This is a genomic window from Ruegeria sp. BK1, assembly GCF_056535645.1.
In genome coordinates this window covers 2,763,734-2,782,531 of sequence record NZ_JBQFIS010000001.1, presented here as the reverse complement: position 1 = coordinate 2,782,531, position 18,798 = coordinate 2,763,734, and the positions used below count along the sequence as shown (strand labels likewise).

The following is an 18,798-nucleotide window of genomic DNA, read 5'->3' as shown; positions in this document are numbered from 1 at the left end:
ATCTCCGGGGCCTGGATCAACCAGAGTGGTGCCGGAGCATTGCCGCGTTATGCCATCTTTCCATCTATCAAAGCAACGCATTTACAAGTCGTTAGCCCGCGCGGCGGATTTCCACTCAATTTTTCCCATCAGGCCAAGCTGCTGAAGCTGTCTCCAGCCTTTGTAACGGGCCGAGTTGGGCGTCCACATGGTGGGGCGATTAAGAATGCTGTCGTAATACGTGTTGAATTGATCGGGGTCGTGGAAATGTTGTCGGCGGGTCTTTTCGACACCTGATTTCTCAACCACTTCGGGCAGGAATTTCGTATGCAGCAAAACCCCAGAGGGCGCGTTGTCGCCCGGTCCGTTATAGGCTGCGTTCAGCCTGCGCGGCAGGGCAGAATGACACGAATTCACATATGCATAGCGCCGCGACCAGTGGATCAGCGGGATTTTGTTCAATGTGGGTGACTTTTGCGGCGTTTCGGCAAAGAACATCCGTTCCCGCGAGCCCCCTTGAACCCATAGGTTCCCCAGCGGAGCCTGCCTCTGCATCCGGTATGGCCCAGTGTCGAACCAGTTCAGAACTTCGGTTGGGTCGGCGCTGGGGTCATTGTCCTGCATCCCCAGTGACGTGTCGGGGTAGAGATCCAGCATCAATGCGCCAAATGCGTTTCGCCCGGTGCGGTTCAGCCATCCGGTGAGGTCTGGCAAAGGATGGGTGTCGTGGTCGGGATAAACTAACAGCTCATCTGCATCGACCATCAGGGTCCAGTGGCCGTGACCGTATCGCATCTGCAACCATGTAAGCCAATCCAGACCAAAACGTGACGCACGATAGCTGGCCGTGGTTTGCCAAAGCGAAACGTCGGGTTGGCATTCGAGATACTCGGTTGAGCCATCGCCGCTGTCATTGTCGACGATCAGAAAATGACCGACGCCCAATGCGCGGTAATGGTTGAAAAACCACGGCAACCGATTGCGTTCATTGCGCAGGGTGGTGAAGGCCAGAATGGCACCGGGACGAATGTCGCTGGTCCGGTCTATCAGGCATGTCAGGTCATGTCGGCTGCGGAACGCACGCCACAAAAGCCGCCGACGTTTCAGGCGCAACCGGTATTTCTGCGCCCATGAAATCGGCGGGAGAGGGTTGGTGGCAGCGGTCACCGCGCCCTCATTTCTCGTAATGCCCGTTTTGATGCCAGCGCCATGCATCTGCAATCATCGTCTCTAACGTTGAGCTTTTTGGCGTCCAGCCCAGTTCAGATTCGGCCCGAATCGAGCCGGAAACAAGCTTGGTGCAATCCCCCGCCCGACGCGGACCGATGGAATAGGGCACATCACGGTTGGTGATCGCTTTGGAATGACCGATGACCTCCATCACTGAAAAACCCGTCCCGGTGCCCAGATTGAACACGCGGCTGCCCTTGCCGTGCTCCAGCCAGTTCAGGCCCAGCACATGCGCATCGACCAGATCGCAGACATGTACATAGTCGCGGATGCAGGTGCCGTCAGGCGTGTCGTAGTCGGTGCCGAACACGGTCAACCCGTCGCGCTTGCCGTCTATGGCGTCCAGCATCAGGGGGATCAGATGAGTCTCGGGACGGTGGAATTCGCCCACTTCACCGTCGGGGTCCGCGCCAGCTACGTTGAAATAGCGAAAGATCACATGGTTCAGTACATGCGCGGCATCAAAATCGCGCAGGATATCCTCGATCGCGCGTTTCGAAGCCCCGTAGGCGTTCAGTGGCAATTGCGGCGTATCTTCGTCCAGAACCACATTGTCATGCTCGCCATAGGTGGCGCAGGTCGATGAGAATACGAAATTTTTGCAGCCCGCAGCGACCGTGGCCTCGATCAGATTGAGCGAGCCGGTGACGTTATTGGTCCAGTATTTTCCGGGCTCCGACATCGCTTCACCCACCTGGCTGAGGGCTGCGAAATGCATGACGGCGGCGGGTTTGTATTTGTCAAAGACCTCATCCAGCCTGGCTCGGTCCAGCAGGTCGCCCTGTTCGAACGGGCCGAATTTCACTGCATCCTGCCAGCCGGTGATCAGGTTGTCATAGGTGACGGGCGTGTATCCGGCCAGTTTCAACGCTTTGCAAGCATGGGACCCGATATATCCGGCGCCGCCGGTTACAAGAATATTCGTCATCGGACAGTCTTTTCCCGCGTTTTGGAAGGATGCAGTTCTGCATCAAGGCTCATGGTTTATTCCAAGCCCATTTCGGCCATCATCTGCTCTAGCTTGGGCACGTCTTGGGGGTTGTTCAGTTCCCAGAACTGGCGACCTTTGGCCTCGACCTCGACGCACAGAACTTTGCGACCATTTTCCATGAAGCGCAGCTGTTCCAGACCTTCCAGCTGTTCCAGCGGGCCCACCGGCCATGTGGGATAGGCGGCCAGCGCGTCAGGGCGATAGGCATAGACGCCTACGTGGTGAAACACCGGGGTATCCTCGGTGCCCGCATAGGTCTGCGCTGTGAAAGGCACCACCTCTTTCGAGAAATACATGGCGCTGTGATCGGACGCAAAAACCGCCGTAGTGCCGCCGACCCGGCCATGTTTGCGGTCGTTCAGCAGGCTGTTGAGCGCATCGCCATCGCAGCGAAGAACAGGTGTGGCCACACCGGCCTCGGGTGCGGCGCGCAGGCCCGCGATCAGGTCTTCCACAAACCAATGCGGTGTCAGTGGCGCGTCGCCCTGAAGGTTCACCACGATATCATAGCCCGCGCCCAGATTGGCATGGGTTTCAGCGCAGCGTTCGGTGCCATTCTGGCAGGTGTCTGAAGTCATCACCACCTCGGCGCTAAACCCTTCGGCCGCCTCGCGGATACGGTCGTCATCGGTGGCGACAACTACCTTGTCCACGCCCGACACTGAACAGGCCGCACGCCACGACCGTTCAATCAGCGTCATCGCCTTGCCGCTTGCCCCGGTCAGAGGCACCAGCGGTTTGCCCGGATAGCGGGACGAGGCATAGCGGGCGGGAATGGCGATCAGAACGGACATCAGGCTTCCTTCAACTCAACACCCGGAGCGTAGGCGATGAAGAACGGGTTTGCATAGCCGTCCTTGCCATAGGTCAGCGGTTCGTGGTTGTCGAAGCGAACCACCTTGCCGCCGGCACCGGCCAGAACTGCGTGGCCTGCGGCTGTGTCCCATTCCATTGTGCGGCCAACGCGTGGGTACAGATCGGCCTCACCGGTTGCGACCAGACAGAATTTGAGCGACGAGCCCGCGCTCTTGCTGTCGCGCACTTGATACTTGTTGATGTAATCCTCGGTGGCTTGGTCTCGGTGCGACTTGGAGGCCACGATCAAAAGCGCCGAATTGTTTGGTTTAGAGACGAGTATCGGCGTCACGTTGCCCACAACATCCTTGTCCAGAGCGCCGGTTTCCTCAACTGATTGTCCATCGGGCTGGGTATAAAACATGCGTCCCTTGGCCGGGGCGTAAACCACCCCGCGCGTCGGTACGCCATTTTCCACCAGCGCAATGTTCACTGTGAAATCTCCGCGACGGTTGATGAACTCTTTGGTGCCGTCCAGCGGGTCCACGATCAGGAACGTGTCGCCTTTCTCAGAGTGCGAGGCCGCCTGTTCCTCGGTCACCAGCAGGATATCGGGGAAGGCTGCACGTAGGCCGGCCGAGATAAGAGCGTCCGCAGCCTCATCCGCTTCGGTTACAGGGCTGGCATCAGATTTGACCTTCACGTCGAAATCATCCGAGTTATAGATCTCCATGATCTTGTCACCGGCTTCCAGGGCCAAACGTCGAATGACGGGGATGAGGGCGTCGTAGGTCACAAAAAGGCTCCGTTCCTGTGATTTGTTGATTGAAAATCCTGACGGCCTTATGATGTCCCGGTTACGGAACAGCAAGAATTTCGTGCCAGATTGCTGGCAATAAAGCAGGAAAGACCGCGCAGGTGTATTACTTTAAGCGAAACCGGACGCTTTTGGGTGGTGCCTTCACCACCTCGGAACTGGTGTTTCATTCGGTGGTGCGCAGCATCCGTTCGCAACGGTCGAACGCGGTGCTGGCGGTGATCATGAACATTGTCCAGATCCTTGCGCTGGTAACGGTGTTCTATCTGATCATGACGTTGGTTGGAAAGATAACCGGCTTGTCCAAGATTCGCGGCAATCCCATCCTGTTTCTGCTGTCAGGAGTGTTTCTGTTTCTAACCCACGTGAAATCCGTCAGCGGAGTGTCTGGGGTTGCGACCGGAAACAACCCGATGATGCTGCATTCGCCGATGAACATGATGGTGTCGCTTCTTGCGGCGGCGTTCGGGACGTTCTACACGCAACTGGTTTCGATCCTGGTCATCCTGTTCATGTATCACGTCGCCATCGAACCGCTTGAAATACAGGATCCGGGTGGCGCGTTCTATATGCTTGTGCTGGCCTGGTTTACCGGCAGCGCAGTTGGCGTCCTGTTTATGGCGCTCAAGCCCTGGCTTCCGACATTTGTGTCCATTTCGTCCGTCGTCTACCGTCGGATCAATATGATCTTTTCTGGCAAGATGTTTGTGGCCAACAGTCTGGGTGGGTTCACTTTGACCATGTTTATCTGGAACCCGCTGTTTCACGTCATTGACCAATGCCGCGGGTTCGTGTTTCGCAACTATTTCCCGCGCCAGACCAGCTGGGAATACGCGCTTTGGGTAGGCATTATCCTGCTTTTGATCGGTTTGCTGGGCATTTTCTTCACCCGTCAGCACGTGTCGAAAAGCTGGGGGGCGCGCAGCTAGGTCGCCACGCGCAACGTCAGATTGATCCGACCACCCTTGGGCAACAGTTTGGATGATCCGAACCGGATACGGTCCACCCCGTGATAGGTCAGGCGCGCGGGGCCGCCCATGATCACCACATCGCCCGAGTTCAGCCAGATCGACTCGGTCTTGCCGCCACGGGTGGTGTTGCCGATGCGAAACAAAGCATCATCGCCCAGCGAGATTGACAGGACTGGCCAGGAAAAGTCAGCTTCATCCTTGTCCTGATGCAGGCCCATGCGGGTGCCCTCGCCATAATAGTTGATCAGGCAGCAATCTGGGTCGCGCTCGACGCTGGCGAGGGCGTGCCAGATTTCAAGGATCGGATCGGGGATCGCGGGCCATGCCACCCCCTTGGGATGGTGATCCTGATACCGGTACCCCGCCCGGTCCGACACCCATCCCAGCGCCCCGGCCGAGGTCATTCGGACCGACATCTCTTTGCCTGATGGCGTCGTCGGGCGGAACAGGGGTGCGGATTTCAGAATCGGGCGCAACAGGTCGATCAGCGCGGTCTGCGCCGCCACATCCAGATAGGCTTTTCTGATATCGAAATCGCGCAAAAGCAGCCGCGTCATCGAAGATTCCTCAATCCTTGCCGAAACGTTGCAAAAAAGGCCCCAGATTCCCGAAAACCTGCGATTTACACCGCTTGCAGGCTTTTGGTCTCGCCCTTATATACGCCGGGACGCGTGATGGTGTATTGCCATTGCGCAATTGAGATCGAGGCAGGGATGCCATAACGGGTCCCGGCCTCGGGACATCGCCTTGAAGAGAAAGGGATCGAACATATGAGCAAAGTAATCGGGATTGACCTCGGAACCACCAACTCGTGCGTGGCTATCATGGACGGCTCGCAGCCGAAGGTCATCGAAAACGCCGAAGGGGCGCGGACCACGCCCTCGATTGTCGCCTTCACTGAAGATGAGCGACTGGTCGGACAGCCTGCAAAACGTCAGGCGGTCACCAACCCCGACAACACGATCTTTGGCGTCAAGCGTCTGATCGGTCGTCGTGTGGATGATGCCGAAGTCGAAAAAGATAAGAAAATGGTGCCGTATGCTATCGTGAACGGTGGCAACGGCGACGCGTGGGTTGAAGCTCGCGGCGAAAAGTACTCCCCAAGCCAGATCTCGGCCTTCACTCTGGGCAAGATGAAGGAAACCGCAGAAAGCTATCTGGGTGAGGAAGTCACGCAAGCGGTTATCACTGTTCCGGCATACTTCAACGATGCTCAGCGTCAGGCCACCAAAGACGCCGGCAAAATCGCCGGTCTGGAAGTGCTGCGGATCATCAACGAACCGACAGCGGCTGCTCTGGCCTATGGTCTGGACAAGGAAGAAACGCAAACCATCGCGGTTTATGACCTTGGTGGTGGTACCTTCGACGTGACCATTCTGGAAATCGACGACGGCCTGTTCGAGGTTAAATCGACCAACGGTGACACCTTCCTGGGTGGTGAAGACTTTGACATGCGCATCGTCAACTACCTGGCGGATGAGTTCAAAAAGGAACACGGTGTCGACCTGTCGCAAGACAAGATGGCCCTGCAGCGTCTGAAAGAAGCCGCCGAAAAAGCCAAGATCGAGCTGTCCTCGACCTCGCAGACCGAAATCAACCAGCCTTTCATCTCGATGGGTGCCAACGGTCAACCGCTGCACATGGTCATGAAACTGACCCGCGCCAAGCTTGAATCGCTGGTGGGCGACCTGATCAAAAAGTCGATGAAGCCCTGTGCGGCCGCTCTGAAAGACGCCGGTCTGTCGGCCAGCGATGTGGACGAGGTTGTTCTGGTCGGTGGTATGACCCGGATGCCGAAAGTGATCGAAGAGGTCACCAAATTCTTCGGTAAAGAGCCGCACAAAGGCGTGAACCCGGACGAAGTTGTTGCCATGGGCGCCGCTATCCAAGCCGGTGTTCTGCAAGGCGACGTCAAGGACGTGGTTCTGCTGGACGTGACCCCGCTGTCGCTGGGTATTGAAACGCTGGGTGGCGTGTTCACCCGTCTGATCGACCGCAACACCACGATCCCGACCAAAAAGTCTCAGGTCTTCTCGACCGCCGAGGACAACCAGAACGCCGTGACCATCCGCGTGTTCCAGGGTGAGCGTGAAATGGCTGCGGACAACAAGATCCTGGGTCAGTTCAACCTCGAGGATATCCCGCCCGCACCGCGCGGTATGCCTCAGATCGAGGTGACGTTTGACATCGACGCAAACGGCATTGTCTCGGTTTCGGCCAAGGACAAAGGTACCGGCAAAGAGCAGAAGATCACCATCCAAGCCTCGGGCGGTCTGTCCGACGCGGATATCGAGAAGATGGTCAAGGACGCCGAGGAAAACGCCGAGGCCGACAAGGAACGCCGCGAGCTGGTCGACGCCAAGAACCAAGCAGAAAGCCTCATCCACTCGACCGAAAAGTCGATGGAAGAGCATGCCGACAAGGTCGACCCGACCACTATCGAAGCGATCGAGCTGGCGATTGCCGCGCTGAAGGACGAGCTGGAAACCGAGAATGCCGACAAGATCAAGTCTGGCATCCAGAACGTCACCGAAGCCGCGATGAAGTTGGGCGAAGCCATCTACAAGGCGCAGTCCGAGGAAGGCGAAGAAGAACCGGCCGCAGCCGATGCAGCGCCGGGCGATGATGACATTGTCGACGCCGAGTTCGAAGATCTGGACGACGACAAACGTAACTAACGGCTCACCGGGCCAATGCGGGCCGGTCCGTTCCCCGGGCCGGCCTATTTACGTTGAGGCAGAAGGACATACTGATGTCAAAACGCGACTATTACGATGTGCTCGGCGTAGCCAAGGGCGCATCGGCTGATGAGATCAAAAAAGGTTTTCGCAAGAAAGCAAAAGAGCTTCATCCAGACCGCAACAAAGACAACCCGGATGCCGAAGCGCAGTTCAAAGAAGCAAATGAGGCCTATGACGTCCTGCGCGATGCTGACAAAAAAGCGGCCTATGATCGCTTTGGCCACGCCGCGTTTGAAAATGGCATGGGCGGTGGTGGCCGTCCTGGCGGCGGCTTCGGTCAGGGCGATTTTTCCAGCGCCTTCTCGGACGTGTTCGACGATCTGTTCGGCGATTTCATGGGTGGCCAACGTGGCGGAGGCGGTGGACGTCGCGCCGCCCGCGGCTCGGACCTGCGCTACAACCTGCGCGTCACGCTAGAAGAGGCGTTCTCAGGTCTGCAAAAAACCATCAACGTGCCGGCCGCTGTGGCCTGTTCAGCCTGTGACGGTTCGGGTGCCGAAGGTGGTGTAGAACCGACAACCTGCCCGACCTGCTCGGGTATGGGCAAAGTTCGGGCACAGCAGGGTTTCTTTACTGTGGAACGCACCTGCCCGACTTGCTCGGGTCTGGGCCAGATCATCAAGAACCCCTGTAAATCCTGTGGCGGTGCGGGTCGCGTGGAAAAAGAGCGCGCGCTATCCGTCAACATCCCCGCCGGGGTGGAAACGGGTACCCGTATACGTCTGGCGGGCGAGGGTGAGGCCGGAATGCGCGGCGGCCCTCCGGGTGATCTGTACATCTTCGTCGAAGTGTCGGACCATAAACTGTTCGAACGAGACAGCGTAAACCTCTATTGCCGCGTGCCAGTCAGCATGGCCAAAGCAGCGTTGGGCGGTTCGATCGAAGTTCCCACCATCGACGGTGGCCGCGGTCGCGTGCAAATCCCGGCGGGCAGTCAGTCAGGTCGTCAGATGCGCTTGCGCGGTAAGGGTATGCCGGCTTTGCGCGGCGGCGGTGTAGGCGACATGTTTATTGAACTTGCAGTGGAAACGCCAGTGAACCTGACTAGCCGTCAGAAAGAACTGTTGAAGGAGTTCGACGACTTGGGTGAAGATAACCACCCAGAGTCCAAAAGCTTTTTCTCATCCGTCAAGTCTTTCTGGGACGGAATGAAGGGCTGAAAAGTCGAATAGGGGGCCCTGCCCCCGCCGCCTGTTCCAGGCGACTCCCCCGGTATACTTTTGGCCAGGTAAAGTGGGATCCGCTCTTCATCTGGCCGTAAATATCCCGGAGCGCGAGGCAGAGCCTCGCAGAATCCTCTTGATTATTTCTTGCGCGCCTGAGATGTTCCGCGCCAACCGTTGGGGTGCCTCCTAGAAGGGGCTGAGAGGTGCTTTCGCATCAACCCATCGAACCTGATCCGGGCAATTCCGGCGGAGGGAACGGTCGTCAAACTATAGACGGTTTCTACGCCGCGATTGCCCCAAGAATTTGGAGCAACGATATGGCCGCTATTGCATTGACGATTGCCGGTTCGGACAGCGGCGGTGGGGCTGGAATTCAAGCTGACCTCAAGGCCATGTCGGCGCTTGGCGTATACGGCGCCAGTGTGATAACGGCAGTGACGGCGCAAAATACCAGGGCGGTTACGGCGGTTCATGGCATCCCGCTGGATGTGATTGCGGCGCAGATCGAAGCGGTTCTGACGGACTTGGACGTGGGTGCCATCAAGATCGGAATGCTCGCAACGCCAGACATTATCCACACTGTGGCCGGCAGCATCGCCGAATTCGACGGCCCTATTGTGTTAGACCCTGTGATGATCGCCAAATCCGGCGACGCTTTGCTTGCCGAGGATGCTGTTCAAACGCTTAGGGATGTGTTGGTGCCTCGCGCCTCGGTCTTGACTCCGAATTTGCCCGAGGCTGCGTGTTTGCTGGGGTCTTCTGATGCACAAAGCCCCAATGAGATGGTTGAACAAGGTCGCGCCCTATGTGGGTATGGGGCGCAAACTGTTCTGATGAAAGGGGGGCATGGGCAAGGCGAGATTTGCCATGATCTTCTGGTCAGTTCGGCAGGGCTGATCGCCGAGTTCACCGCACCGCGCCGCCAAACCAGAAACACGCATGGCACCGGGTGCACCTTGTCTTCGTCTATTGCGGCCGGATTGGCCAAGGGCCTGACGATCCCGGACGCGGTTGCGCAGGCTCATGACTATTTGCAAGGTGCGATTGCCAAGGCGGATGCATTGGATATTGGGCAGGGCCACGGCCCGGTTCATCATTTTCATGAGGTTTGGCCTGCGTGACGATCTGGTCGGTCATAGGCGCCGGTGTCGCAGGGTTGGCTGTGGCTAGCGAGATAGTGTCGCGCGGCGCCAAGGTGCAGGTCTTTGATCCCGGTGGCCCGCCCGGTGCGCATGGGTGTTCGTGGTGGGCTGGCGGGATGCTGGCCCCATGGTGCGAATATGAAAATGCCGAAGAGCCGGTGCTGCGATTGGGAAAGACCGCGTTGGACTGGTGGGCCGCGCGTACACAGGTGCAGCGGCGCGGAACTCTGGTCGTGGCCAATCCGCGCGATCTGCCGGATTTGCGGCGGTTTGCGCGCAGGACCCAGGCATTCGCAGATGTTGATCAGACCCAAATTCGAGAATTAGAGTCTGATCTGCATGGCTTCTCCAAAGCTTTGTTCTTCCCGGATGAGGCGCATCTGGACCCTCGGCAAGCGCTGCAGGACCTCTATCGGCAGTTGCAGGGTCAAGGGGTTGAATTTCACCAGAAACTCGCCCCGCCCCGTCTGGAAAACGCGATAGACTGCCGAGGGTTACATGCACGCGAGGTTTTGCATGATCTGCGCGGCGTGAAGGGTGAGATGCTGGTGATCCGCTGCCCGGATATCCACCTGACCCGCCCGGTGCGGCTGTTGCATCCGCGGATGCCGCTCTACATCGTACCGCGCGGAGATGGCGTTTACATGCTGGGCGCAACGATGATCGAGTCTGAGGACAGCAGTCGGATCACCGCGCGCTCCATTCTGGAGTTGCTCAGTGCAGCCTATGCGCTGAACCCGGCCTTCGGTGAGGCCGAGGTTCTGGAGATTGGTGTCGATCTACGTCCTGCTTTTCCCGACAACCTGCCGCGTATCCGGCGCTTGGGCCACACGATCTACGCCAACGGCCTGTATCGCCACGGCTATCTGCTGGCCCCGGCTTTGGCGCGGGGTGTGGCCGATCTGGCACTTGAGAACAAACATTCGGAGATGGTCGATGAAGATCGTGCTTAATGGCGAATCCCGCGAAATTGCGGCTCTGACACTGGCCGATATGCTGGTTGAGTGCGGATTCTCGGGCCGGGTCGCAACGGCGGTGAACGAGGAATTCGTTCCTTCGAGCCTGCGCATCTCGCACAAATTGGTGGATGGCGACCGGGTCGAGGTCGTCGCACCGATGCAGGGGGGCTGAGGATGAAGACGTTCTACAGTACCGAATTGCCCAACCCCTTGATGTTGGGCACAGCACAATATCCAAGCCCGGCCATTCTGGAGCAGGCGTTTCGGGAAAGTGGGGCCGGAGTGGCCACTGTGTCGCTGCGGCGCGAATCCGGGGCGGGTCAGACCTTTTGGCAGATGATCCAGGACCTCGGCGTGCTGATCCTGCCAAACACTGCCGGGTGCCATACGGTTAAAGAGGCTGTGACTACTGCGCAGATGGCGCGTGAGGTGTTCGACACCAAATGGATCAAGCTGGAACTGATCGGGCACACGGATAGTCTGCAGCCGGATGTGTTCCAACTGGTCGAGGCTGCCCGCATCCTGACCGAGGAAGGGTTTCAGGTCTTCCCCTACACCACCGACGATCTGATCGTGGGTGAACGCCTGCTGGCTGCAGGGTGCGAGGTGCTGATGCCCTGGGGCGCGCCGATTGGGTCGGGGCGCGGGCTGAACAACGAACACGCGTTGCGGGCGATGCGGGCAGAATTCCCGGATGTGCCGTTGGTGATTGATGCGGGCATTGGCCTGCCCAGCCACGCCTCGCGCGCGATGGAGCTGGGCTATGACGCGGTACTGCTGAACACCGCCGTGGCGCGCGCGGGTGATCCGCCGGCGATGGCGCGGGCCATGATGCAGGCGACCCTTGCCGGGCAACTGGCCCATCAAGCCGACCCGATCGAGGCGCGCGATATGGCCGAAGCCTCGACCCCCGTGATCGGAAAGGCGTTTCTGTCATGAGCCTCGACCGCTTTTACCCGATCTTTGATCACTCGGACTGGCTGCGGCGGATGCTGCCGCTGGGCGTGAAACTGGTGCAGCTGCGCGTCAAGGATCAGCCCGATGCGGTGGTGCGTGAACAGATTGCCCAGTCACGCGATCTGTGCCGCCAGCATGGCGCGGTTCTGGTGGTGAACGACTATTGGCAGGCCGCGATTGAGGCCGGATGTAATTGGATTCACCTGGGGCAGGAGGATCTGGACGATGCCGATCTGAAAGCTATCCGCAAGGCTGGGCTGAAGCTGGGCGTGTCGACCCATGATGACGACGAACTGGAACGCGTTCTGGCGATGGACCCGGATTATGTAGCGCTTGGGCCGGTCTATCCGACCATCCTGAAAAAGATGAAATGGCATCAGCAGGGTCTGCCGCGCGTCACCGAATGGAAGGCGCGGGTGGGCGATATCCCTCTGGTCGGGATCGGCGGGATGAGCGTCGAGCGCGCGTCGGGTGTTCTGCAGGCGGGGGCTGATATCGTCTCGGTCGTCACAGATATCACCCTGAACACTGACCCCGAAGCGCGCGTGCGCGAATGGATCGAGGCCACCCGATGAGCCGTTATGCCCGCCAAACCATCCTGACCGAGGTAGGCGCAGAAGGGCAGGCGCGTCTGTCCCCGGCGCATGTGCTGGTTGTGGGGGCCGGAGGGCTGGCTGCGCCGGTCTTGCCATTGTTGGCTGGGGCTGGGGTAGGGCGGATCACGGTGATGGATAGGGATACAGTTGATCTGTCCAACCTGCATCGCCAGACTCTGTTCGCGCAGGCGGATTGTGGGCGACTCAAGGCCAAAGTGGCCGCCGAGAGGTGTCGGGCCTTAAACGATGAGATCGAAGTTGAGGCGCTAGAACATGCTTTAACAAGTGCAAATGCGCCCAATATGGCCGCGCAGGCGGATGTGATCCTGGATTGTGCTGACAGCTATGCGGCCAGCTATATTCTGTCCGATACTTGTTTAGCGCAGGGGAAACCGTTGATCAGCGCCTCGGTGCTGGGGCTGTCGGGCTATGTTGGTGGGTTCTGCGGAGGGGCGCCCTCGCTGCGCGCGGTGTTCCCTGACGCGCCCGATAGCGGAGCGAGCTGCGCCACGGCGGGCGTTTTGGGTCCGGTCGTTGGAACAATTGGCGCGATGCAGGCGCAGATGGCGCTGAACCTGATCCTTGGGATTGCGCCCTCGCCTTTGGGGCAGATGGTTCAATACGACGCCCGTACCCTGCGTACCAGCACCTTCCGGTTCGACAACGCGCCCGAACCCAATAGCTGTTTTCGGTTCGTCTCAGTCGGTCAACTCGGTGCTGAAGATCAAATCATTGAGTTGCGCGATGAGGCTGAGGCGGCGATCCCAGCGCATCCGAACGCGCAGCGCATTGCGCCTGATAAATTGCAAGAATTAGACCCTAATAAAGGTAAAAGACTAGCCTTGTGCTGTACAACCGGTCTGCGCGCATGGCGTGCTGCCGAACAGATTCAACCGGATTGGCCGGGCGAGATTGTCCTCGTCGCGGCCTCGACCTCGTAAGCGAAAAGGAAACGCGAGACATGAAAAAGCTGATCACCGCCATCGCTCTGGTGGCCGCTGCGCCAGCCTGGGCCGAGGACAAGATGACCGTCCTGCTGGACTGGTTCATCAACCCTGATCACGGCCCGATCATCGTGGCACAGGAAAATGGCTATTTCGCCGAGCAGGGGCTTGAGGTTGAAATCGTCCCGCCCGCCGATCCTTCTGCCCCGCCGCGTCTGGTGGCAGCAGGTCAAGCTGAACTGGCGGTGTCCTACCAGCCGCAGCTGCACCTGCAAATCCACGAAGGGCTGCCGCTGAAACGCGTGGGCACGCTGGTTGCGACCCCGCTGAACTGCCTTCTGGTGTTGGAAGACGGTCCGATTAAATCTTTGGCCGACCTGAAGGGGAAAAAGATCGGCTTCTCGGTCGCGGGCGTGGAAGAGGCCATTCTGACCGCCATGCTGAATGCCCATGGTGTGGCGCTGGACGATATCGAAATGATCAATGTGAACTTCTCGCTTTCGCCGTCGCTGATGACCGGGCAGGTGGATGCGGTGATCGGTGCGTTCCGCAATTTCGAACTGAACCAGATGGATATCGAAGGTGTCGCGGGCCGCTGCTTTTACATCGAGGAAGAAGGCGTACCGCCCTATGATGAGCTGATCTATGTGGCCAACCCCGAAACCATGGATGCCGACATGATCGCGCGTTTTCTGGCCGCGACCGAGAAAGCCACGCAGTATATCGTCAACAACCCCGAAAAAAGCTGGGAGATTTTCGCGGCCACCTCGCCCGAGCTGCAGGATGAGCTGAACGCCCGTGCATGGGTCGACACGCTGCCCCGTTTTGCCTTGCGTCCGGCTGGTTTTGACGCTGGTCGGTACGCACGGTTCGAGGCGTTCCTGAAAGACAGCGGCATGATCGACAGCATCAACCCGGTCAGTGACATCACTATTGACGTGACCGCGCAATGAGCGGCTACGGCAAAGCCTTCGCGCTGATGCGTGACGCGGCGCAAGGGCCGTGGCGGGATTATACCCGCCACGCCTTCGTCGAAGGCATAAAGGACGGCACGCTGCCGCGTGAGGCGTTCCTGCACTATCTGCGGCAGGATTACGTGTTCTTGATCCATTTTTGCCGCGCCTGGGCTTTGGCGGTGGTGAAATCGGAAACGCATTCCGAGATGTTGACTGCTGTGGGAACAGTGAACGCTCTGGTCGCTGAAGAAATGCAGCTGCATATCGGCATCTGCGAGGCTGCCGGGATTTCGCAGGAGGAGCTGTTCGCGACTCCCGAGCGGGCCGAGAATCTGGCCTATACGCGGTTCGTGTTAGAGGCCGGGTATAGTGGAGATCTGCTGGACCTGCTGGCGGCCCTTGCGCCCTGTGTCATGGGTTATGGTGAGATCGGCGCGCGGCTGGCTGCCGAGGCTACATCCGAGACCTATCGTGATTGGATCAACACCTATGCCGGTGAGGACTATCAGGGCGCGTGCAATGCGGTCGGAGAATTGTTGTACCAGGCTCTAACTCGACGCATTGGGGTAGATTTCGAAGCCTCACCGCGTTGGAACCGTCTGTGTCAGACCTTCCGCACCGCGACCGAGCTTGAGGTCAATTTCTGGCAAATGGGCCTGACCCTGTGACCCAAGCGCCTGATCTGACCATCAGCGGCACGGCCACAATCGACGGCGCGCCCTTGTTCGCGCCGTTGGCCCTGACCCTTGGGGCTGGGCAGTGGACGTGTCTGCTGGGTGGATCGGGTGTGGGGAAAACCACTGTCCTGCGCCTGATTGCCGGGCTTGAGACTGGCGCAGAATTCAAGGGCCAGATCAACGCAAGCGACACGCAGCCTGTGGCGAACCGCGTCGCCTATATGGCGCAGGACGACCTGTTGCTGCCCTGGGCGACGGTGGCGCAGAATGTGTCGCTGGGCGCGCGGTTGAGGGGTGAGAAGCCCGACCTGGCCCGCCGGGACCGTCTGATCGAGCGGATGCGATTGCAGGATCATCTGAACAAAAAACCCGGAGAATTGTCTGGCGGTCAGCGTCAGCGCGTGGCCTTGGCGCGTACGTTGATGGAGGACCGGCCCATCGTGTTATTGGATGAGCCGTTCTCGGCCCTCGACGCCCGCACCCGCGCCGATATGCAGGATCTGGCGGCCGAGTCGCTGGCGGGGCGCACCGTATTGCTGGTGACGCACGATCCGGCTGAGGCCGCGCGCCTGGGTCAATCCATCATGGTGATGACGGCGCAGGGGTTGACGCCCTGCGATCCGCCCTCGGCCCCGGCCCCGCGCCATGTGGATGATCTGGAAACACTGGAGACGCAGGGCGCGTTGCTGCGGTTGCTGAGAGAGGCTGCATGAAGATCCTGTCCGCCCTTGCCGCAACTGTATTCGCGCTGGCCGTCTGGCAGGCGATTGTCAGCCTAACGGGCCTGCCGAAATTCATCCTGCCCGGTCCGGCACTGGTGGCTGAGACATGGTGGCAGAACCGCTGGGTGATTGCCGAACATACGTGGATTACAGCGGTAGAGGTAGTGATCGGGCTCGCCCTCGGCACGGTTCTGGGCGTGATCACCGCGCTGCAACTGGCGAATTCGCGAGCGGCGCGGGTGTTGGTGCAGCCGATGCTAGTCTTCACACAGGCGCTGCCGGTGTTTGCTCTGGCCCCGTTGTTGACCCTGTGGCTGGGTTATGGGCTGTGGTCCAAGGTCGCGATGGCGGTGCTGATCATCTATTTCCCGATCACCTCGTCCTTTTTTGACGGATTGATGCGCACGCCCCCCGGCTATCTGGACCTTGCACGCACCATGCAGGCCAGCCCGCGTGCAGTGTTGTGGCATATCCGCATTCCGGCTGCGCTGCCCTCGCTGGCGTCGGGGATGCGGCTGGCGGCGGTTTATGCGCCCATCGGGGCCGTGATTGGCGAGTGGGTGGGCTCGTCTCAAGGCTTGGGCTATCTGATGCTGCTGGCCAATGGGCGTGCCAAGACCGACCTGATGTTTGCCGCGATGCTGACCTTGGGCGTGTTTTCGATTCTGCTGCATCTGATCATCCGCCGCGCGACGGCGCGCATGGCAGGTGAAGTGCGTTAACGGTTTGGAAACCGATTCGGCGTCAGGGTGAGAACATGACCAAGGACGCCTTTGCCGAAGCCCCAATGCTGTTTGAAACGGACGAAGCGCCCGCGCAGCCGCTGCCAAGTGGTCGATTGCCCTCCTATATCAAAGACCATCGCAAGCGGCTGCGCGAAAGGTTCATGTCGGGCGGGTCCGCTGCAATGCCGGATTATGAGTTGTTGGAGCTGGTGCTGTTCCGGTCCATCCCCCGGCAGGATGTGAAACCGCTGGCGCGGGCGCTGATGGATACGTTTGGGGATTTCAACCGCGTGCTGACCGCGCCCGAAGAACGGCTGCGTCAGATCAAAGGTGTGGGTGAGACGGTCATCACCGACCTGAAGATTCTTGAGGCTTGCGCCCATCGTATGGCCCGTGCGCGAGTAATGCAGCGGCATGTGATCTCGGGCTGGGACGCGCTGCTGGATTACTGCCACACGACCATGGCCCATCGCGAGACCGAGCAGTTCCGGGTGTTCTATCTGGACCGTAAGAACGTGCTGATCGCGGATGAAGAGCAGGCTAAAGGCACCGTCGATCATGTGCCGGTCTACCCGCGGGAGGTGGCGAAACGGGCGCTGGAGTTGAATGCCTCGGCGCTTATTCTGGTGCATAACCATCCGTCAGGTGACCCAACGCCCTCGCAGTCGGATATCGATATGACCACCCGGATTCAGGATGCCTGTGTCGCGTTGGGTCTGACCTTGCATGACCACCTGATCATCGGGAAATCGACAGAACTGAGTTTCCGGTCGGAAGGATATTTGTAGGGGCTTTGCTCTTCTTGGCCTTTGGGGACGATTCACCCCCGCCGTATTTGGAACGAGAAGAAGGGCCGGGCTATTGGACCCAAACCTCGACCCTACGATTGACCTTTCGCCCCCATTCGGTGTCGTCGCAGGCCATGGGCATGGCTTCGCCAAAACCGTCGACATTCAGTTCCACCTTTTCGGAGATCGAAGCTTCAATTGCGGCCAGAACGGCGTTGCGCACGGTTTTGGCGCGCAGCAGGGCGATCTGGGCGTTAGCTTGTGCAGATCCGTCGCCGTCGCTGAAGCCGATAAATGTGAGGCGCCGGGTGTCGAATTGGCCGGATTCCACCAGCTGAGCCAAAAGCTGGATGTTGGCGCGCGATTGCGCGTCGGGGCGGGAGGAACCTGTCTCGAACCGGAAGGACAGCGACAGCCGAGATTGGGCGCGCAATGTACCTACTATGCGTTGTAGCTCGTCCAGCCCAATTTCAGCCCCGCCCGAGGCGACGGCGTTGGCCAGGCGATGTCCCTGCTGGTCGATGGACAACAGCTCGGGGGCTTGATCGACGAAACCTGCATCTCGGATTGCGACTTGCGCCTCGGGGCTTTGGGCGAAAGACAGAAACTGCCTTGCGATCCGGGGCAGGCGACGGTTGGGCAAGTAAAGGAACATGGGCGAGGTCAGGGGGTAGTCCTCGGTCTTGATGGATTGTCGGGTCGCCGCCAGCGCGTGACCGCAGCCGCCGGTCAGGGGCAACGCGCGGACCGTGTCGACCGCCGCCTGGCTGGCGATGCCGATGGCGAACGGATCCCGTGCAACTGCCTGAACCAGAGCGCTGCTGCGGTTATGCTGGTTGATCCTTGCGGGCAGGGAGGCGTTTACCGGTGTCAGCAAACTGTCCTGCAAGGCTTGCGACGGGTCGGTGTCCGGCAGATGCACGGCAATTGGCGCGTCGGGTCCGCCCAGGCTGGTCCAGTTCGTGATCTCTCCGGTGAAGATGCGGACCAGATCAGCGGGTGATATCTGTCGGATCGGATTGTCCGGTGACACCACCGGCACCAACGCGTCCAGTGCCACGATGCGGGACCGTCGGGCCAGGGACAGATCGCCCAAACCGGCCTTGATGGCGCTGTCTTGCTCGGTTGGTCGAACCTCGCGCAGGGCCATGACGATGTCGGCCGAACCTGACACTTGATCGGCAAACCCCTGGTCGGTGGTTGTGGGGGTGAATACGAACCGACCCAGCGGTGCCGCGCGGTCGGTTTTAGTCAGCTCATAGGCAAATTGCCCGCCCTCCAGATGTCGTGGGGTCGCGGCCCACCCTTCGTGTCGGGCAAAGGCCACCAAAAGCGCGGGCAAGATGTTCTCGGCCATAACTGACGCGCCGGACAGGCGAACCTCGGCCACAAAATCTGTCAGGCTGGGGCAAGCGGGACCCGTGCAGGTCACACCCGAGCCGTCAACGGTAAGCGCGCCGAACCGGGTGTCGATGCGATAGAACTCGCCGTCATAGCCTAGCAGATTGCCGATTACCTCGACCTTGCCGTCATGCGAGGTCAGGGTGATGTCTTGCGCAGCCGCCTGCGACGCAGATGCCAAGGAGAAGAGTGCGGCGGTCGCCACACGAAGAAATGTCATAAGATGCCCGAGCCTGCCTGC

Annotated in this window: 20 protein-coding genes and 1 riboswitch; of the genes, 14 read left to right on the top strand and 6 right to left on the bottom strand. The window is 59.5% G+C overall.

The features are described from left to right. Positions 1-81: 81 nt before the first annotated feature. The 4 genes from ACR3E7_RS13825 to cysQ are packed head-to-tail and all read right to left on the bottom strand — an operon-like array spanning position 82 to position 3,791. Positions 82-1,146, bottom strand: coding sequence for a glycosyltransferase family 2 protein (locus ACR3E7_RS13825; protein ID WP_480505424.1), 1,065 nt, complete (start codon positions 1,144-1,146; stop codon positions 82-84). A gap of 7 nt (positions 1,147-1,153) precedes the next feature. Then, positions 1,154-2,137, bottom strand: coding sequence for a UDP-glucose 4-epimerase GalE (gene galE / locus ACR3E7_RS13820; protein ID WP_480505426.1), 984 nt, complete (start codon positions 2,135-2,137; stop codon positions 1,154-1,156). 56 nt (positions 2,138-2,193) lie between these two features. Beyond that, complete coding sequence (locus ACR3E7_RS13815) at positions 2,194-2,994, bottom strand: 3-deoxy-manno-octulosonate cytidylyltransferase (protein WP_480505428.1); 801 nt, start codon at positions 2,992-2,994, stop codon at positions 2,194-2,196. After that, on the bottom strand, positions 2,994-3,791 hold the full coding sequence (gene cysQ / locus ACR3E7_RS13810) for a 3'(2'),5'-bisphosphate nucleotidase CysQ (protein WP_170790226.1): 798 nt from the start codon (positions 3,789-3,791) through the stop codon (positions 2,994-2,996). The genes ACR3E7_RS13815 and cysQ overlap by 1 nt, the downstream gene beginning before the upstream one ends. Positions 3,792-3,913: 122 nt before the next feature. Here cysQ and ACR3E7_RS13805 point away from each other — a divergent pair, with 122 nt between their 5' ends. Next, entirely contained in the window at positions 3,914-4,741 is an 828-nt protein-coding gene (locus ACR3E7_RS13805) for an ABC transporter permease (protein WP_480505430.1), read from the top strand. On the opposite strand, the gene ACR3E7_RS13800 is transcribed toward ACR3E7_RS13805, so the two are convergent. Then, a complete protein-coding gene (locus ACR3E7_RS13800; RefSeq protein ID WP_170771411.1) occupies positions 4,738-5,340 on the bottom strand; it encodes an alpha-ketoglutarate-dependent dioxygenase AlkB family protein in 603 nt (200 codons plus the stop codon). The two genes, ACR3E7_RS13805 and ACR3E7_RS13800, sit on opposite strands and share 4 nt — an antisense overlap. 213 nt (positions 5,341-5,553) lie before the next feature. Between ACR3E7_RS13800 and dnaK the strand changes: the two genes are divergently transcribed. The 13 genes from dnaK to radC all read left to right on the top strand — a co-directional run bounded on the left by dnaK (position 5,554) and on the right by radC (position 17,156). After that, a complete protein-coding gene (dnaK, locus tag ACR3E7_RS13795; RefSeq protein WP_170790228.1) occupies positions 5,554-7,461 on the top strand; it encodes a molecular chaperone DnaK in 1,908 nt (635 codons plus the stop codon). 74 nt (positions 7,462-7,535) lie between these two features. Beyond that, the gene (dnaJ, locus tag ACR3E7_RS13790; protein ID WP_170771415.1) at positions 7,536-8,684 is read left to right on the top strand and encodes a molecular chaperone DnaJ; all 1,149 of its coding nucleotides are present in this window, start codon (positions 7,536-7,538) and stop codon (positions 8,682-8,684) included. A gap of 171 nt (positions 8,685-8,855) precedes the next feature. After that, a riboswitch (TPP riboswitch) is annotated at positions 8,856-8,962 on the top strand. Positions 8,963-9,007: 45 nt separating this feature from the next. Beyond that, the gene (gene thiD, locus ACR3E7_RS13785; RefSeq protein ID WP_480505433.1) at positions 9,008-9,811 is read left to right on the top strand and encodes a bifunctional hydroxymethylpyrimidine kinase/phosphomethylpyrimidine kinase; all 804 of its coding nucleotides are present in this window, start codon (positions 9,008-9,010) and stop codon (positions 9,809-9,811) included. Further along, a complete protein-coding gene (thiO, locus tag ACR3E7_RS13780) occupies positions 9,808-10,785 on the top strand; it encodes a glycine oxidase ThiO (protein ID WP_480505435.1) in 978 nt (325 codons plus the stop codon). Before thiD ends, thiO begins: the two co-directional genes overlap by 4 nt. Continuing rightward, on the top strand, positions 10,769-10,963 hold the full coding sequence (gene thiS / locus ACR3E7_RS13775) for a sulfur carrier protein ThiS (protein WP_480505437.1): 195 nt from the start codon (positions 10,769-10,771) through the stop codon (positions 10,961-10,963). The genes thiO and thiS overlap by 17 nt, the downstream gene beginning before the upstream one ends. A 2-nt stretch (positions 10,964-10,965) precedes the next feature. Beyond that, a complete protein-coding gene (locus tag ACR3E7_RS13770) occupies positions 10,966-11,730 on the top strand; it encodes a thiazole synthase (protein ID WP_480505438.1) in 765 nt (254 codons plus the stop codon). Continuing rightward, entirely contained in the window at positions 11,727-12,323 is a 597-nt protein-coding gene (locus ACR3E7_RS13765; protein ID WP_170786115.1) for a thiamine phosphate synthase, read from the top strand. The genes ACR3E7_RS13770 and ACR3E7_RS13765 overlap by 4 nt, the downstream gene beginning before the upstream one ends. Beyond that, on the top strand, positions 12,320-13,285 hold the full coding sequence (locus ACR3E7_RS13760; RefSeq protein WP_480505440.1) for a ThiF family adenylyltransferase: 966 nt from the start codon (positions 12,320-12,322) through the stop codon (positions 13,283-13,285). The genes ACR3E7_RS13765 and ACR3E7_RS13760 overlap by 4 nt, the downstream gene beginning before the upstream one ends. A 20-nt stretch (positions 13,286-13,305) precedes the next feature. Beyond that, positions 13,306-14,241, top strand: coding sequence for an ABC transporter substrate-binding protein (locus ACR3E7_RS13755; RefSeq protein WP_480505442.1), 936 nt, complete (start codon positions 13,306-13,308; stop codon positions 14,239-14,241). Further along, the gene (gene tenA / locus ACR3E7_RS13750; RefSeq protein WP_480505444.1) at positions 14,238-14,912 is read left to right on the top strand and encodes a thiaminase II; all 675 of its coding nucleotides are present in this window, start codon (positions 14,238-14,240) and stop codon (positions 14,910-14,912) included. Before ACR3E7_RS13755 ends, tenA begins: the two co-directional genes overlap by 4 nt. Next, positions 14,909-15,634, top strand: a complete 726-nt coding sequence (locus ACR3E7_RS13745) for an ABC transporter ATP-binding protein (protein WP_480505446.1) — start codon at positions 14,909-14,911, stop codon at positions 15,632-15,634. Before tenA ends, ACR3E7_RS13745 begins: the two co-directional genes overlap by 4 nt. After that, positions 15,631-16,365 (top strand): ABC transporter permease, encoded by a 735-nt coding sequence (locus ACR3E7_RS13740; RefSeq protein ID WP_480505448.1) that lies wholly within the window; start codon positions 15,631-15,633, stop codon positions 16,363-16,365. The genes ACR3E7_RS13745 and ACR3E7_RS13740 overlap by 4 nt, the downstream gene beginning before the upstream one ends. 35 nt (positions 16,366-16,400) lie before the next feature. Further along, entirely contained in the window at positions 16,401-17,156 is a 756-nt protein-coding gene (radC, locus tag ACR3E7_RS13735) for a RadC family protein (RefSeq protein WP_480505450.1), read from the top strand. Positions 17,157-17,226: 70 nt separating this feature from the next. Here the strand turns inward: radC and ACR3E7_RS13730 are convergent, their stop codons facing one another. After that, positions 17,227-18,777: a substrate-binding domain-containing protein gene (locus ACR3E7_RS13730; RefSeq protein ID WP_480505452.1), complete on the bottom strand. Its 1,551-nt coding sequence runs from the start codon at positions 18,775-18,777 to the stop codon at positions 17,227-17,229. Positions 18,778-18,798 lie beyond the last annotated feature (21 nt).